Source organism: Bacillus sp. jun7, from assembly GCF_051034795.1.
Taxonomy (GTDB): Bacteria; Bacillota; Bacilli; order Bacillales; family Bacillaceae; genus Bacillus; species Bacillus velezensis.
On sequence record NZ_CP093219.1, the window covers coordinates 355,551 to 373,979 of the forward strand.

Consider the following 18,429-nt stretch of genomic DNA (forward strand, 5'->3'; position numbering starts at 1 on the left):
CATCGCTCAATTCATACGGGCGATGTTTTTTTAGAGAAGGAAAATGAGTTTAGAAAATGGAATTCCTATACATGCTAGAAAACAAGGAAAGGGCAGGTGCTTATGACGATTGAACATACGACTTATTTAGGAGTTTCAGCCATAAAGGCGGAGACTGATCAGGCTGAATGCATCATTGTGCCGGAGTGGGGATCAAATGTCATATCGCTTCGGGATAAAAGAACCGGTATGCGGCTTCTGAGAGAACCGGAAACTGCGGAGGAATTCCTCAAAAAACCGATGCTGTACGGCATTCCCGTTTTATTCCCGCCGAACCGGATTACGGACGGGACGTTTCGTTTTGACGGCCGCGCGTATCAATTCGAGATAAACGAAGAGGATAAACATAATCATATTCACGGCTTTCTTCACAATCAGCATTGGAAAGCGGCGGCAGCGAAAGAAGAGGGCGATGGAATGACAGTCGAAACAGAAATTGATCTTTCAAAGATTCCCCGTGTTCATAAACAATTTCCGCACGATGTCATTGTCCGGATGACCTATACATTAAAAGACAATGTGTTTACGCAGCGGGCGCTGATTATGAATAAGGGAACGGAGGCTTTTCCTTGGGGGCTAGGCTATCATTCCACATTTGTTTTCAATGAAGAGCGATCCCGTCTATTTTTGACGGCTGACCGCATGTGGGAATTAAATGAACGTTTCGTACCGACAGGCCGTTTATTGGATGTGCCTGATAAAGAAGCGTTCCGTCACGGGATGTCTTTGAAAAATAAACAGTTTGACGATGTTTTTCTTTCTTCCGGACGGAATGGCGGCAATAACGAAGCTGTTATTTATCATCCGAATGAGAAATTATCCGTTTTGTATCAAGCGGACACGTCTTTCAAGCATTGGGTGGTATATAACGGCGACGGAAAGCAGGGGTTTGTCAGTCTTGAGCCTTATACTTCCGTTACAGATGCTTTTAATCTGAATCAGCCTGCATCACTGACAGGGCTTCAGATTCTGAAACCGGGCGAAGAAGCGGCTGCGTCATCCAGGATCACCATTTTGCATGACGAAGAATAGGAAAGAGGCGGGATAACATTGAAAACATATGTGAAACGCTTGTGCGCGGTGATTCTGCTTTTGATCATTGCCGAAGTTCCTTATATTGATGATGCGGCTAAGGCGGCTGAACAAAAAAATACTTTGCAAAAAGAGCTGGAACACATTCTGGATGAAGAACCCGCTTTAAAGGGAGCTTCAGCGGGCGTCAGTGTCCGGTCAGCAAAAACAGGGGAGGTGCTGTTCGGCAGCCGGGAAGATATGCGGCTGAGGCCTGCATCATTGATGAAACTGCTGACGGCATCTGCGGCGCTTTCCGTTCTCGGAGAAGATTACACCTTTAAGACAGAAGTACGGGCAGACGGCGCCGTGAAAGGAAAACAGCTGCGCGGAAACCTTTATCTCAGGGGAAAAGGCGATCCGACCCTATTGGCTTCTGATTTTGAGAAGATGGCTAAACAAGTCAAAGCCAGAGGCATCCATTTCATTAAAGGAGATCTGGTCGGGGATGATTCGTGGTATGACGATACCAGGTATTCAGTTGATCTTCCGTGGAGTGATGAAGGCCAATATTATGGCGCGCAAGTATCAGCTCTTACCGCTTCCCCAAATGAGGATTATGATACCGGAACGGTGATTGCGGAAATCAGCCCGGCAAAACAGCCCGGTAAAAAGCCGCGCATTTCGATCTCTCCCCATACGGACGTCGTTCGTGTGAAAAATGAAGTGAAAACGGTCGCTTCTGATGAAAAGAAAGAATTGACGGTTGAACGGGAGCACGGTGGCAATGTGATTACGATAAAGGGAACCATACCTGCCGGCTCGGCAAAGGCAAGAGAATGGGCGGCAGTGTGGGACCCGTCGTCCTATGCTTTAGATTTATGGAAACAAGCGCTTACTAAACAGGGTATAACTGTAAAAGGGAAAATCAGAACAGGCCGAATGCCGCACCGCACCCAGCTTGTCACATCACGGACATCCATGCCTCTTTCAGAATTATTGATCCCGTTTATGAAACTGAGCAACAACGGGCACGCCGAAATTCTGATCAAGGAAATGGGAAAAGTGAAAAAAGGGGAGGGCAGCTGGGAAAAGGGCTTGGACGTGATGAAATCGGAGCTCAAATCGTTCGGGCTGAATCCGGATGAATTGATTGCAAGAGACGGATCCGGCGTTTCTCATATTAACGGCGTATCCGCCGGCCAAATCGGAGAGCTTTTGTATGCGGTTCAGAAAGAAAAGTGGTACCCGGCTTTCCTTCGTTCGCTCCCTGTCGCCGGTGCAAGCGACAGAATGACGGGAGGCACTCTTCGGAACCGGCTGAAGAATACTCCGGCAGAGGGCAAAATTAAAGCGAAAACCGGGTCACTAACATCAGTCAGTTCGATTGCCGGCTATGCAGACACAAAAACAGGAGATACGCTTATTTTTTCCGTGCTTCAAAACGGGCTGCTTGACGAAGATGACGGAAAAGACATTGAAGACAAAATCGCAGTCGTGCTGGCAAATCAATAAGAAGGGCCGGATCCTTAGAGGGTTCGGCTTTTTTTGATGTCTGTAAAACATTATATTGCGATTATGAATCAATCTTTTCAAAAAGTAATATCGCAATATACTTCCTTTTTTTTACATACTACTTTCTTACTTGTTCACCGGTTTTTCATTTTCTAACATGAAACTTCTTTTCAGGAGGCAAAACCTTTTTAAAAGCGCAATTAATTATACATTTTATTCCTTATTATAGTGTTTAAGAACCAGTTTGCAGTGTGCATACATACCGTTTTACATGGTATAAAGATTATAGAAATGAAGAAATGAAGTGAGGAATATATACTATATTCTAAAAAATGTTAGAGAAAATTTAATTTTTTATTGTGATTTCTAAAATATGTTTTAAAATAATGCTTATATGGATGATTTAGTCATATGCTGTCGAAATTTAATTGTAATTATTTCACTTTCTTATCCTCTTAAATTGAAGCGGAGGGATTCCATTGAAGAACACTGTTTATTCTTTAACTCACGCACAAAGAAGAGTGTGGTTTACCGAGCTGCTCGAACCGGGCACAAGTATCTGCAATCTCGCGGCATGCGTCAAATTCAGGGGGGACATTGATTTTGACGTACTGCGCCATGCTTTAGATTTTTCTATCTCGCAAAATGATTCGCTCAGGTTTCAACTGACAGAAGGGGACGGATCAGAACCCCAGCTGTATCTGGCCGGGCATCGGCCGATTTCTCTAGAGACTGTTGATTTTACTCATACTGATAACTCAGAGCGGGACGCATGGATTGACACGCAGACCCGTGTTTCGTTCAAGCTGTTTCATTCACCTCTGTATCAATTTACTCTGCTTGTCATGTCAGACGAAGAAGTTTGGCTTTATTCAAAATTTCACCATATTATCATGGACGGCATCTCGCTCAACCTGCTCGGCAACCAGCTCATTGATATCTACCAAAAGATCATGCGGGGCGAGGATTTAGCTGAACATCACAGGCCTTCCTATCTCAGCTACATGGAAAAAGAACAGCAATACTTACAGTCTTCCCGTTTTCAAAAGGACCGTTTATTTTGGACTGAAACATACCGAACCGTTCCGGAACACCTTTCACTGGCGGAACGAACCTCTCATCTTAGACAAAGCACTGCGGCTTCCAGAGATACAATCACTCTTTCTCACTCCTTAGAACAATCTATCCGGCGTTTTTGCAAAGAAAATAATATCAGCATCATCTCTCTGTTTATGGCTTCGTTATACATATGCATCAGCCGTCTGACGGCTAAAAAAGATATTGCCATCGGCACTTATTACGGAAACCGGGGCTCCAGGCTCGAAAAGGATATGCTCGGCATGTTCGTCAGCACACTGCCGATCAGAATGACGGCAGATCCTGATGCGGAGTTCCTGTCCTTTGTCCGCAGCGTAGGAAAAGAGCAGCTGTCTGTTATGCGGCACCAGAAATATCCTTACAATCTTTTTGTCAATGAATTAAGGCAGGTTCATCACGATCTGCAAAATATCATCGGGATTTCGATGCAATACCAGCCTCTCGCGTGGCATCAGGCGGAGGGCTTCGATTATGAAACGGCGATGTTTTTCAGCGGGCATACGGCAAATGAGCTGTCCATTTTAATTAAGGAGCGGACAGATACGGGGTTGATTGAGCTGAATTTTGATTATCAATCCGCTTTATTTACTGAAACATCGATTAAACGGATTCAAACTCATTTGCTGACGATCGTTGAAAATGCCGTTAGAAATCCAAACCGGCTGATTCGGCATATTGATATGGCGGATGAAAAAGAAAAGAAACGGGTGTTAACTGCGTTTAACCGTACAGAAACGGCTGAACCGCCGGCCCCGACGCTTCACGGGCTATTCACCCGCCGCGCCGCGCTTTCGCCGCATTGTCCGGCGCTTCGTTTTCCGGACGGTATGCTGACGTACGCCGAGCTTGACCGGTACACAGACAGACTCGCTGTTCGGCTCCGCCAAAAAGGCGTCCGCAAAGAAAGCGTGGTCGGTGTGCTCGCTGAACGCTCGCCGGAGATGGTGATTTCAGTGCTTGCCGTGTTAAAAGCAGGCGGCGCCTACGTGCCGCTTGACCCGGAATATCCGGAGGACAGGCTGCGCTATATGCTCGATGACTGCGGCGCCTGTCTCCTGCTTCAACAGTCGGGGTTATCCGTTCCCGGTTTTTCCGGCGAAACGCTAGAAGTGTCTCTTTCTGCCCTTACAGGTGAGGCGGAGACAGGGGCTGTCTCTGACGAAGCGGATGCTGATTCGCTCGCTTATATCATTTATACGTCCGGTTCGACGGGAACACCGAAGGGAGTGGCTGTTGAACACCGTCAAGCCGCCGCCTTTTTATCAGGGATGCAAGGGCAGTTTCCGTTAACGGAAGAGGACATTATCGTGCTGAAATCATCCTTTTCATTCGACGCCTCCATCTGGCAATTGTTTTGGTGGACGATGTCAGGCGCCTCCGTGTATCTGCTTCCGGCCGGCTGGGAGAAAGATCCTGTGCGGATGATTGAAGCTTTTTCTTCTGAAAAGGTGACGACCGCACATTTTATTCCGGCGATGGTCAACAGCTTTTTAGACGCACTGGAAACAGAGCCTGCGGAAACAAGAACCCGCCTCGGCAGAACACTGACACGCGTGTTTGCCGGAGGGGAAGCTCTTTCCCCGCTTACGGCTGCCCGGTTTGCCGATCTTCTGCCGGAGACCATGCTTATTCACGGCTACGGGCCGACAGAAGCGACGGTCGATGCGGCCTTTTACGTCTGTGACCGAAAACGGGACAGCGGACGGACGCGGCTTCCGATCGGAAAACCCGTTCCGGGTGCCCGTCTTTATGTGTTAGACGGCGGGGGAACCGTTCAGCCTGCGGGCGTTGCCGGAGAGCTGTACATCGCGGGGACAGGGGTGGCCCGGGGCTATTTGAACCGTCCTGAACTGACGGCGGAACGTTTTCTCGATGATCCGTTTTATCCGGGAGAACGCATGTATCAGACGGGCGATATCGCACGCTGGACAGAAGACGGCCTTGTTGAATGGCTCGGGCGTTCAGACGGACAAGTGAAAGTCCGCGGCTACCGGATTGAACCGGGAGAAATCGAAGCGGCGATCCGGCGCATCGACGGCATTCGTGAGGCGGCGGTCACCGCCCGGACCGAACACGGCGAAACCGCGCTTTACGCCTATATTGAAGGACGAAAAAGCGATGATGTGCGGGCGGAGCTTGCGGCACGCCTTCCGGCCTACATGATGCCGGCTCAGTTTATAGAGATGAGCGAATGGCCGGTCACGCCGAGCGGAAAGCTTGACCGCCGCGCGCTGCCGGCTCCCGGCGGAGCGGCAGACAGACGGGCGTACACAGCCCCGCGGAACGTCACTGAAATGAAGCTTTGCGCCCTTTGGGAAGAGGTGCTGAAAAACGGCCCCGTCGGCATCCGGGATCACTTTTTTGAGCGGGGCGGCCATTCGTTAAAAGCGACGGCTCTCGTCTCCCGCATCGCCAAAGAATTCGGTGTTCAGGTGCCGTTACAGGACATCTTCGCCCGGCCGACGGTGGAAGAGCTCGCTTCGGTTATTCAGGACTTGGAAGAGAGCCCGTATGAAGCGATTCAGCCGGCGAAAACACAGGACACTTATCCGGTGTCTTCGGCGCAGAAACGGATGTATGTGCTCCAGCAGCTTGAAGACGGCGGTGTCGGCTACAATATGCCGGCTGTGCTGGAACTGACGGGCCCGCTTGACCGCAGCCGGCTGGAGGAGACGTTCCGGCAGCTTGTGGAGCGGCATGAATCGCTCAGAACGTCCTTTGAAACGGGGCCTGACGGCGAACCGGTGCAGCGCATCCATGACAGCGTTCCGTTTCAGCTCGATGAGGCCGAGTCAGCTGACGCATTCGTCCGGCCGTTTTGTCTGGAGGAAGCGCCGCTCTTCCGTGCGGCCCTCGTGAAAGAATCGGACGAACACCATCTTTTATTAACAGATATGCATCATATTATTTCTGACGGTGTGTCCGTCAACACCTTGATAAAAGAATTCGGCGAGCTGTACGCAGGCCGTTCGCTTGCGCCGATGCGCCTTCAATATAAAGACTATGCCGTCTGGCAGCGGTCGTTTCAGCAGAAAGAAGGGTATCAGAAGCAGGAAGCGTATTGGCTGAAACGGCTCGAAGGAGAGCTTCCGGTGCTTGAGCTTCCGGCTGACAAGCCCCGTCCGGCTGTCAGAAGCTTTGCGGGCGGCAGCGTATCGTGCACGCTTGACGCTGAAACGGCATCCGGCCTTCACCGCATCGCCCGGGATCACGGCTCCACTTTGTATATGGTGCTTCTCGCCGCGTACAATACGCTGCTCGCGAGATTGAGCGGGCAGGAAGACATCATCGTCGGCTCGCCGATTGCCGGGCGCCCGCACAAAGACCTTGAACCGATTCTCGGCATGTTCGTCAACACGCTGGCCATCAGAACGGAGCCGAAAGGAGACAAACGGTTTACCGATTATTTGTCGGAAGTCCGCCAGGCGGCGCTTGAGGCGTATGAGCATCAGGACTACCCGTTTGAAGAGCTGGTGGAACGGCTCGGCGTGCAGCGGGACATGAGCCGCAATCCGCTGTTTGACGCGATGTTTATTCTTCAGAATATGGAGCGAGAGGAGATAAATCTGGCCGGTCTGAAGGCGTCACGATCAGAGCATACCGAACATGATGTATCAAGTTTTGACCTGACCTTATCAGCGGCTGAATCCGACGGAAACATCCGCTTTGAGATGGAATTCAGCACCGAGCTTTTTATGAAAGAAACGATTGAACGCTGGATGGGCCACTTACTGAATCTCTTGCGCCATGTTGCCGCCGAACCGGAAGTCACACTATCGAAAGCTGACATTTTGGATGAAGAAGAAAAACAAAAGTTACTGATTGAGTTTAATAACACACAAACCGAATTCATGGAAAAACACAAACTGTTTCACCAGCTGTTTGAAGAGAAAGCAGAAGAAACGCCTCATCAGACCGCTGTTATTGAAGGAGCACAACAGATCAGCTATTTGCAGCTCAATGAGCGGGCAAACCGTCTTGCCCGAACACTGCAGAAAAATGGATTCGGTCCGGGAAAAAGAGCTGCCATATTGGCAAACCGTTCGATTGAAGCGATCGTCAGTGTTCTTGCGGTCATGAAATCAGGAGGGGCGTATATACCGGTTGACTCCCATTATCCTGAGGAACGGATTCGCTATTTATTAAAAGACAGCGCGGCATCCGTCTTGATGGTGCAGTCAGAATACAAAGAACTTGCTTCACAGCTGACGGATCACAATTTATTTCTCATTCAGCTTGATCATGAAGATCAATACGATATTTCTGCAAAGAATATTCAGCCGGCAGCGTCACCGGATGATACCGCATATATCATATATACTTCGGGAACAACGGGAACGCCGAAGGGAGTCGAAGTCAGAAATCGCAGCTTTACCCATGCAGCACTTGCATGGCGCAGGATTTATGAGCTTGATCTTATACCGGTCAGAGTGCTGCAGATGGCGAGTTTCTCATTTGATGTATTTTCAGGGGATCTTGCACGCGCCCTGCTGAACGGGGGAACGCTTATCATTTGTCCGGATGACGTCCGGCTTGAGCCGCAGCAGCTTTATCGACTCATTGATCAGCACCGTATCACGTTTATGGAGTCGACACCCGCGCTGATTGTTCCGTTTATGGAATATATATACCGCCGGAAACTCGCGCTGCAAAGCGTAAAAATACTGGTACTTGGTTCAGATATGATCAAGTCGCAAGATTTTTATACGCTTCATGAACGCTTTGGGAAAGAAATGCGGATCATTAACAGCTACGGTGTAACAGAAGCGACAATTGATTCTTCGTATTATGAAGCCGGAATGAGCGAAGAGCCGCGGGAAGATGATGTGCCGATCGGTGTTCCGCTTCCGAATGTGCAAATGTACGTCTTAAACAAAGACAAACAGGTCCAGCCGATCGGCGTTTTCGGAGAGCTGTATATCGGAGGCGCCGGCGTCGCCAAAGGATATTGGGGACAGCCTGAGCTGACAGAGGACGCATTCAGTGACCCGTTACAAACGGGAGAAACACTTTACAGAACCGGAGATCAGGCTTGCTGGCTGCCGGATGGAACTCTTCGTTTTAAAGGGCGGATTGATAAGCAGGTGAAGATCAGGGGATACAGAATTGAGACGGGAGAAATAGAAAGTGTGCTTTTGAAACACGATCAAGTCAAAGAAGCGGCTGTTACCGTGATGAAAGATGCCGAAGGACAAGCCCGATTAGCGGCATACATCGTTCCTAAAGAGGCCGATATCTCATCACTCCGCCAGTCTCTTATGCAGGAGCTTCCGGCTTATATGATGCCGTCTCATATTATCGGTTTAGACAGCATGCCCCTGACACTGAACGGCAAACTTGATAAATCGGCATTGCCGGCAGAAGAGATACATTCATCACAGGCATTTGTCGCGCCCGGCGATGAAAAACAGGCAATGCTATGCCGGATTTGGGAAGATGTGCTTCATATACAGAAAGCGGGAATTCATCACTCTTTCTTTGAGCTTGGGGGAGATTCCATTAAGGCGCTTCAAGTGTCAGCCCGACTCGCCGGAGAAGGCTGGAACATGTCGATCCGCGATTTGTTTCAGTTCCCGACGATTGCAGAACTCGCGAAGCACCTCACGCCGGCTGTTGCAACGGCTGATCAGGGCCCGATAGAAGGAAGCGCTCCGCTGACACCGATCCAGCAGAGATTTTTTGAGGAGCCGGGTGCATTTGAGCTTCATTATAACCAATCAGTCATGCTGTGCAGTGAAGACAGCCTCGAAATAGATGCGCTGTATCAGGCGGTTTGCGCGCTGACAGAACATCATGATGCGCTGCGAATGACTTTCACTGAAAATGAGCATGGGGAAGTTGTTCAATATAACCGCGGAATCACAGAGCAGCATGAAGAAATCTTTACGCTTAACGTCATAGATCTTTCAGAAGAAACACAGCCGGAAAAACGGATAGCTGCTGAGGAAAAAGAAATACAGCAGGCTATGCGCCTTGATCAAGGCCCTCTTCTTCATCTCGGAGTGTTCAGGCTGAAAGAAGCCGACCATCTGCTTATCACGATTCATCACCTTATCACGGACGGCGTGTCATGGAGGATATTGCTTGAAGATCTGCAGACAGCTTATCAGCAGGCATTGGACGGCAAACAAATCGAACTGCCGCCGAAAAGCGATTCTTATATAAAGTATGCTGAAGAGCTTTTTGACATTTCCAAGAGCAAAGCATTGCTGGAGGAAGCCGCATACTGGGACAGCGTGATGTCTGGTGAAACAGCGCCGCTGCCGAAAAAAAACTGATGAAAACGCCGGACGATTGCAGGAAAACGCGCGCACTGCATCGTGGATATTAAGCAGCGAAGTCACGAAGCAGCTGCTGTTGGAAACACAGCAGGCATACGGAACGGATGTTCATGAATTGCTTTTAACGGCGCTTGGAATGGCGCTTCATGAGTGGACGGGTTCCGAACAGATGCTTATCAGCACTGAAGGACACGGACGCCAAGGGCATATTCCTGACATTGATATGTCAAGAACGGCAGGCTGGTTTACATCTGTTTACCCGGTGCTTTTGGATATGAGAGTGCCGGACGGCTCAGGCGAAAAAACCGCGCACCGCATAAAGACGGTAAAAGACATGCTGAGACGGGTTCCTCATCACGGAACCGGCTACGGGCTGCTGAGATATTCGCGAAACATTCTTTATAAAGACCCAGAAATAAGCTTTAACTATCTCGGTGCGTTTGACGGTCTTGAGGGGACGCTGAAGATGTCACCGTTCAAGCCGCAGCATGATATAGCATCCGGGCGCATCCGCGAGTTTGATCTGGATATTAACGCGATGGTGGCGGCCGGGCAACTGGAGGTAAAAGCCGTTTATACCGATGTATTTGCACCGGGGGCAATCGAGTTCTTCATGAATCGTTTCCATACTTACCTCGAGGACATCATCGCCCATTGTTCCGGCAAGAAAGAGCGGGAAAAAACATTAACGGATTACAGCCATACAGAATTGACCGCTCAAGCACTATCAAGCATTGAAGATCTCGTAAAAGGACTTTAATTTCATAAAAAGGTGTGTGGCATTCGTGACACAAGCGACAGAAATTCAAGATATTTACCCTTTATCATATATGCAGGAAGGCATGCTGTTTCATTCGCTTCTGGATTCCGGATCAAACGCATATGTCGAGCAGATTTCGTTTACAGTCAGCGGGGATTTATGCATTGATACATTCCAAAAAAGTCTGGATATGCTTGTCAGCCGTTATGATATTTTCAGAACGATTTTCATAAAAGAAGTGCCTGACCTTGAAGGGCCGCAGCAGGTTGTCCTTTCACGCCGTGACACTGCCGTACAGACTGAGAACATTTCAGACTATTCGGAAGAACGGCAGCAAAGCATCATTGACGAATTTAAGGAAAACGACCGGCATAAGGGGTTTGATCTGCAAAAAGGCCCCTTAATGCGCTTGACTCTTTTTCAAACGGGAGAAAACCGCCATACATGCGTTTGGACTCATCATCACATTATGATGGACGGCTGGAGCTTGGGCATTGTACTGAAAGATTTCTTCAGCATGTATTATGCGATCCGGAACGGGCGGCCTGTAAACCTCGGCAGTCCGGCTCCTTACAGCGCTTATATCAAATGGCTCCGAAGCCGGAATAAAGAAGAAACGTCAGCGTTCTGGTCGCGCTGCTTGGAAGATTACGGAGAAACCGTTTCCGTTCCGCAGACGAAGAATAAGCCGGCGCAAAACGGTTATGCATCTGAGCATTTTCAATTTTCCCTTGAGCCTGAAACCGTACAAAAACTGACAGACATTGCCCGAGGCATTGGGGTCACGCTGAATACTATATTTACGGGCATTTGGGGTCTGCTTCTCCATCGTTACAACGGCACTGAAGATGCGGTATTCGGTTCAGTTGTTTCCGGCAGGCCGTCAGCTATCGCCGGCATTGAATCCATGGCCGGACTGTTTATCAATACCGTGCCGGTAAGGGTGCGCGCGGCTGGGGATATGACTTTTTCTTCTCTTCTCAAAAAGGTGCAAAAAGAGTCACTCGCTGCGGAAGAGCACAGCTATTATCCGCTTTATGACATCCAAAACGAGAGCGGTCTGCAAAAAGATCTCTTGAACCATATCCTTGTCTTTGAAAATTATCCGGTTCAGATGCAGGCTGCGGTAAACGGCTGGCAGCAAACGGAAAGCAGTGCGCTCTCACTTGAAAACTTTTCGATGGCGGAAGAAACCAATTACGATCTTAACGTCGTCATCGTTCCGGGAGAAGAGTTTTATGTAAAATTCAGCTACAATGCGGGCATCTACGATCGGGAAGACATGAAACGGATCAAAGGGCATATTCTGGAGGTCATCTCCTGTGTAACGGAAGATTCGGACAGGCTTTTATCAAGCATCAGTCTCGTACCTCCGGAGGAAGAAGCCCTGATTCATTCGTTTAACGAAACGAACCGTCCGTACCCTGAGACAACCGTTCATGGGCTGTTTGAAGAACAGGCGGCAAAAACGCCTGACCAAGAGGCGTTGAGATATAACGGAGTAAGCTGGAGCTACAAAAAATTAAATCAGCGGGCGAATCAGATTGCCCATGCGTTAAGGGAAAAAGGCGCCCGTTCCGATCAGATCACCGCTGTTATGCTGCGCCGATCAATGAGTACGGTTGCCGCTCTGCTCGGAATTTGGAAGTCGGGCAGCGCCTATATGCCGATTGATGCGGAATTTCCGCCTGAACGGATTTCATTTTTACTGAGAGACAGTGAAGCCTCACTGCTCGTGACTGAAAAAGACCTGCTCCCCCTCATTCCGCCGCATTTCAAGGGCAGCGTCGTCATCATGGAGGAAACGGTTTCCCAGCAGACCGCACCGCTTCCGCCGGTGTCTGACAGCGGAAATTGGGCGTATGTCATTTACACCTCCGGAACGACAGGCCGGCCGAAAGGGGTGCTTGTACCACACAAAGCGATCAGCAATACATTGCAATGGCGGCGTGAAGAATACGGGATGACAGAAGGAGACATAGCGCTTCATCTTTTTTCATACGTATTTGACGGGTCATTAACGAGTCTTTTCACTCCGCTTCTGTCGGGCGCCTGTGTACTGTTAACTGATGAAGATGATGCGAAAGACGTCCTTTCAATAAAACAGAAAATCGCCCGCCACGGAGTGAGCCATCTTCTGATCGTTCCGTCTCTGTATCGCGTTCTGCTTGATTCGCTGACGAAAAAGGATGCGCAGACGCTTCGGGCGGTGACATTTGCCGGGGAAGCGGCCACCCCTGATATCGTGGAAGCGAGCCGCAACATATGCCCGAATGCCGAGCTGCTGAATGAATACGGCCCGACGGAAAACAGTGTGGCCACGACGGTTCTGCGCAACCTGCAAAAAAGCAGCCGGATTACGATCGGGCGCCCGATTGCCAACACTTCTGTCTATATGATGCACGGAGATCGGCTGCAGCCGGTCGGAGCCGTCGGTGAACTGTGTATTTCCGGAAAAGGTCTGGCGGACGGATATTTTCAGCAAAAAGAGCTGACGGACAAAGTCTTTACCCCTCATCCGTTTCGTAAAGGTGAACGGCTGTACAGAACGGGAGATGCAGCCCGATTTTTACCGGACGGAACGATTGAATATATGGGACGCTTTGACGATCAAGTGAAGGTAAGAGGTTACAGAATTGAATTAGGGGAAATCGAAACGGCACTCAGAAGTCTGTCCGGGGTAAAAGAGGCGGCAGTCATCGTGCACAAAACGGCGGACGGGGAACAGGAGCTTGCAGCTTATGTCGTACTGGAAAACGCGGGTGTGACATTTGATCCTCATGCCGAATTGGCCGGGAGATTACCTGCTTATATGATCCCGGGAAGCTTTACCAAATTGACGGAAATGCCGCTGTCTGTGAGCGGAAAACTTGACCGGGCCGCACTTCCTGAGCCGAAAGAAGCCGAGAGAACCGGTGATTATCAAGCTCCGCGCACAATGCTTGAGACTGAGCTGCTGTCTATTTGGCAAGAAGTGCTGAAACGGGAACACATCAGTATGAGAGATGATTTCTTCCAAATCGGCGGACAGTCGCTGAAAGCCGCGTCGCTTGTTTCAAAGATACATAAACGGCTGCAAATTGAACTTGCCGTCCGCCATGTTTTTGAACATCCGACTATCGAGAGCATGGCCCGCTTCCTAGAACAGAGGAAAAGAGGAGAATATGCAGAAATCACGCCTGCGGAGGCAAAGGACTTGTACCCGCTATCTTTTGCGCAAAAAAGGCTCTATGCCCTTCATCAGCTTGCGGCGGACAGTACGGGCTATCATATGCCCGCTTGTCTGGAGCTGAGCGGCAGACTCAACCGTGATCGTCTGCACGAAGCCTTTTCAGCGCTGTTACAAAGGCATGAAGCGTTACGCACATCATTTGTTTTGCGAAACGGGGAGCCGATGCAGCACATACATTCACATGTCGATCTCGATCTCACAGAGATTCATATGCCATCCGGGACACTTCTTCAAGCGACAATGGAAACTTTCGTCAAGCCGTTTGACGTGGAACAAGCGCCGCTTTTGAGAGTGACTTTAGCCAAAGCCACTGAAGAACGTCATTTTCTGCTGCTTGATATGCATCATCTTATCGCAGACGGTGTGTCAATGAGCGTTCTGATTCAAGAATTGACGGATTTGTACAGAGGAAAAGAGCTGCGGCCGTTAAAACTTCAGTACAAAGATTTTTCCGTCTGGCAGCATGAGCGGTTCGCCGCTGAAGAATTCAAAAGACATGAGCGGTATTGGCTGGATGCGATCGGGGAAAACATTCCCGTTCTTGATCTGCCGCTCGATAAAAAGCGCCCGCAGCTTCCTGATTTCAGCGGGTCCGTTGTACGAACGCGCCTTCAAAAAGAAACGGCGGAGAATTTGCGCCGGCTTATGGATGAGACGGGTTCGACGCTGTATATGATTCTTTTGGCAGGCTACTCCTTGTTCCTTTCTAAATTGAGCGGGCAGGAAGACATTATCGTCGGTTCACCTGCGGCCGGCAGAAGCCGCGCTGAGCTTGATGGGGTCATCGGCATGTTTGTAAATACCGTAGCAATGAGAAGCAGGCCGAAAGGGGATAAGACATTCCGCGCTTATTTAGAAGAGGTGAAAATGCTTGCCCTCGGCGCAGCCGAACATCAGGACTTCCCGTTTGAAGAACTTGCCCAAAAGCTTGATACACACCGGGAAGTCAATCGCAATCCGCTGTTTGATGCCATGCTCGTTTTGCAAAACAGTGATGATTTCAAAGTGAACCTTCCGGGCTTATCCGTTTCTTCACATGCAGTGAAACATGACATTTCAAAATTCGACTTGACGCTTCATGCCGAGGAACAGCCGGACGGCTCACTGGATTTTCATTTTGAATACAGTACCGCGTTGTTTGAAAAAGATACGATCGAACGGTGGGCCGGTCATTTTAAAGAGCTTTTAGGACAAATCGCATCGGATGATGAGCAGAAGCTGTCTGACATTCATTTGCTGGACACAAACGAGCGGCAGATGCTTCTTCAAGCGGAAAATCAAACAGCTGAGTATCCGAGGCATGAGACGATCGTCAGTTTATTTGAAGCACAGGCGGAAAAAATGCCGGATCAAATTGCAGCCGTTATGTCCGATGAGCGTCTCACATACCGCGAGCTCAATGACAAGGCGGATCGAATCGCTGATATGCTGTCGGAAAACGGCATCCGCTCCGGACAGATTGTCGGAATTATGACCGAACGATCCCCGGATATGCTGATTGGGATTCTCGGTATTTTAAAAGCGGGAGGGGCTTATCTGCCGATTGATCCTGACTATCCGGACGAGCGGATTTCATTTATGCTGACTGACAGCGGCGCGCGTGTTCTGTTGACGCAATCGGGTCTTGGGATATCCGGAATGGACGGGCTGCCGGTATTATACATTGATAAGCCTGAATCCGTTTCAGCAGACAGAACGAAAGAAATGATAACGCCTGAACAGCCGGCTTACGTGATTTACACATCGGGCACAACCGGAAAACCGAAAGGCGTTATGACGGAACACCGCAATGTCATCAGCCTTATCACACATAAAGGACTGCCGTTTGATTTCGGCTCTGGAGACGTCTGGACGCTGTTCCACTCCTATTGTTTTGATTTTTCTGTCTGGGAAATATTCGGCGCGCTCTTATACGGCGGAAAGGTAGTTATCGTGCCGAAAGAAACAGCCCGTGATCCGCATTTGTACCGGCAGCTGCTGCAAAGTGAAGGCGTAACGGTGCTGAATCAAACGCCGACGGCTTTTTCCGGACTCATTCATGAAGAGGCCGGGCATGCGGACAAGCTGAAGCTTCGATATGTCATTTTCGGCGGAGAAGCGCTTCAGCCCGGCATGCTGAAAAGCTGGAAAGAGAAGTACCCGGAGACGGAGCTTGTTAATATGTACGGCATTACGGAAACCACGGTTCACGTCACATGCAAAAAACTGAAGATGGATGATATTGAGAGAAATAAAAGCAATATCGGCAGACCGCTGGAAACCCTTCATGCTTTTGTCATGGACGCCTATATGAATCCGCAGCCGATCGGAATTCCAGGTGAGCTTTATATCGGCGGGGAAGGCGTCGCGAGGGGATATGTAAACAGGGATGATTTAACCGCCTCCCGGTTCATCACGAATCCGCACAATACCGGCATGCGGCTCTACCGGACGGGCGATATTGCCAAAAGACTCTCAAATGGCGAGCTGGAATATGTCGGGCGGAAAGATGCGCAAGTAAAAGTCAGAGGCCACAGAATTGAGCTGGGAGAAATAAAATCAGCGCTGCAGGAGCTTTCCTTCGTGAAAGAGGCCGCCGTGATCACACGTGCTGATCAGCACGGTCAGCACTCCATTTACGCATACGCGGTCTTACACGGGAATGAAAAAATAAAAGAAGCAGAGGTTCAGGCCTCTCTCAGAGCTTTTCTGCCGGAATATATGATTCCCGCACGCTTGATAGAGCTTGATGAACTGCCTTTGACGGCGAATGGGAAGCTGGACGAGAAGGCACTCCCGCAGCCTGAATTAAATGAAAGCCTTGGAGATGATATCAGCCTGAGAAATGAAACTGAAGAAATGATGGCTGACATCTGGGAAGAACTCTTAGGTGTTGAAGGACTCGGCCCCAATGCTCATTTCTTCCATCTCGGCGGGGATTCGATTAAAGCGCTGCAAGTATGTGCGAGGCTGAAACAGCAGGGCTATGAAACGACCGTCCGCGAGCTGTTCGAGCATCAGACACTGGGAGAAGTGTCGATGCGGCTCCGGAAAGTCCGCCGCGTGATTGATCAGTCTCCCGTCACGGGAGACGTGCCGCTGACGCCGATCCAGCACTGGTTCTTTTCGCAATCATTGCCGTATGATCATTTTAATCAGTCCGTTATGCTCCGCAGTGCGGACAGAATCAATGAATCTGCTATGAGAAAAGCGCTGGCGCAGCTCGCGGTTCATCATGACGCATTACGGATGGTATGCGGCACACAAAACGGATCAGTGATTCAATATAACAGAGCAGAAAACCTTTCTGAAGAAGAACTCTTTACGTTTGAAACGCATGACGTAAGAGAGAAAGGTTCATTACAAGAGGAGCACGCCGCAATTGAACAGGCGGCCGCCTGTATTCAAACTTCCATTCGGCTGGAGACGGGTCCGCTCGTAGCTGTCGGCTTATTTCATGCCGCTGATGGCGATCATCTGCTGCTTTCCATTCATCACCTTGTCATTGACGGGGTGTCATGGCGGATTTTATTTGAAGATCTCACCGCGTGCTACAGGCAGGCGCTCGAAGGAAAAGAAACCGCGCTTCCGGCGAAAACCGATTCCTATCAGACTTACGCAAAGCAAATCTCTGATTATGCAAAAAGCCGCCGGCTGTTACAGGAAGCAGACTACTGGTCCGAAAGAGAAAAAGCGGCGGTCAAACCGCTTCCGAAAGATGCCCGCACCTCTTCCAATCTTCTGAAAGATACAGATGTGATGACCGTTACATTGACAAAACAGGAGACTGAGCAGCTGTTAACGGAAGCAAACAGAGCATACACAACAGAGACGGGCGAATTATTGCTTGCCGCGTTAAGCCTAGCGCTGAACAGATGGACCGGAAACGAGACATTCAAAATCAGCATGGAAGGCCATGGAAGGGAAGAGCATCTGGAGCATCTTGATATCAGCAGAACCATCGGCTGGTTTACGTCAATTTATCCGGTATTGGTTGACGCAAGTTTTCAAGATCAGCCTGATGACGGCGAGCGTCTCGGCTATCACATTAAGCGGACAAAAGACATGATGCGCCGCATACCGCATAAAGGAGCGGGATACGGGGTGCTGAAATATATAAGCAAACTCTGGGGAGAGACTGAATCTGATTCTCCTGAAATCAGTTTTAACTATCTGGGACAGTTTGACCGGGAAATCCGTTCCAGCGGCTTCGGTGTTTCTCCCGTAAAAGCGGGAAATGAAGTCAGCCCAGACTGGGAACGTCCGTACACACTTGATATCAGCGGCTCCGTATCGTCGGAATGTCTCAGCATGCATGTCGTGTACAACCGTTTTCAGTATCAAAAAGAAACGATTGAAGTTTTGACGGGATATTTTCATACCTTTCTCAAGCAGATCATCACGCATTGCACAGGCAAAGAGGAGCGTGAATGGAGCGCCGCTGATTTCAGTGACGAGGAGTTAACGCTGGAAGATCTGAATGACATTATGGGAGCCGTCAACAAACTATAGAA

Annotated in this window: 5 protein-coding genes; all 5 read left to right on the top strand. The window is 49.5% G+C overall.

The window, feature by feature from the left end; genetic code table 11:
* Positions 1–102: 102 nt before the first annotated feature.
* Positions 103–1,071, top strand: a complete 969-nt coding sequence (locus MJQ52_RS01800) for an aldose 1-epimerase (protein ID WP_077723164.1) — start codon at positions 103–105, stop codon at positions 1,069–1,071.
* A gap of 18 nt (positions 1,072–1,089) precedes the next feature.
* A complete protein-coding gene (gene dacB, locus MJQ52_RS01805; protein ID WP_094246869.1) occupies positions 1,090–2,565 on the top strand; it encodes a D-alanyl-D-alanine carboxypeptidase/D-alanyl-D-alanine endopeptidase in 1,476 nt (491 codons plus the stop codon).
* 479 nt (positions 2,566–3,044) lie between these two features.
* Complete coding sequence (locus MJQ52_RS01810; RefSeq protein ID WP_434181850.1) at positions 3,045–9,941, top strand: amino acid adenylation domain-containing protein; 6,897 nt, start codon at positions 3,045–3,047, stop codon at positions 9,939–9,941.
* On the top strand, positions 9,910–10,704 hold the full coding sequence (locus MJQ52_RS01815; RefSeq protein WP_434181851.1) for a condensation domain-containing protein: 795 nt from the start codon (positions 9,910–9,912) through the stop codon (positions 10,702–10,704). Before MJQ52_RS01810 ends, MJQ52_RS01815 begins: the two co-directional genes overlap by 32 nt.
* Before the next feature lie 25 nt (positions 10,705–10,729).
* Positions 10,730–18,427: a non-ribosomal peptide synthetase gene (locus MJQ52_RS01820; protein WP_094246871.1), complete on the top strand. Its 7,698-nt coding sequence runs from the start codon at positions 10,730–10,732 to the stop codon at positions 18,425–18,427.
* The last annotated feature ends 2 nt before the right edge of the window (positions 18,428–18,429 follow it).

What these genes read in the sequence shown, in the direction of transcription:
- MJQ52_RS01800 (WP_077723164.1), top strand. Translation starts at nt 103, where the DNA reads ATGACGATTGAACATACGACTTATTTAGGAGTTTCAGCCATAAAGGCG.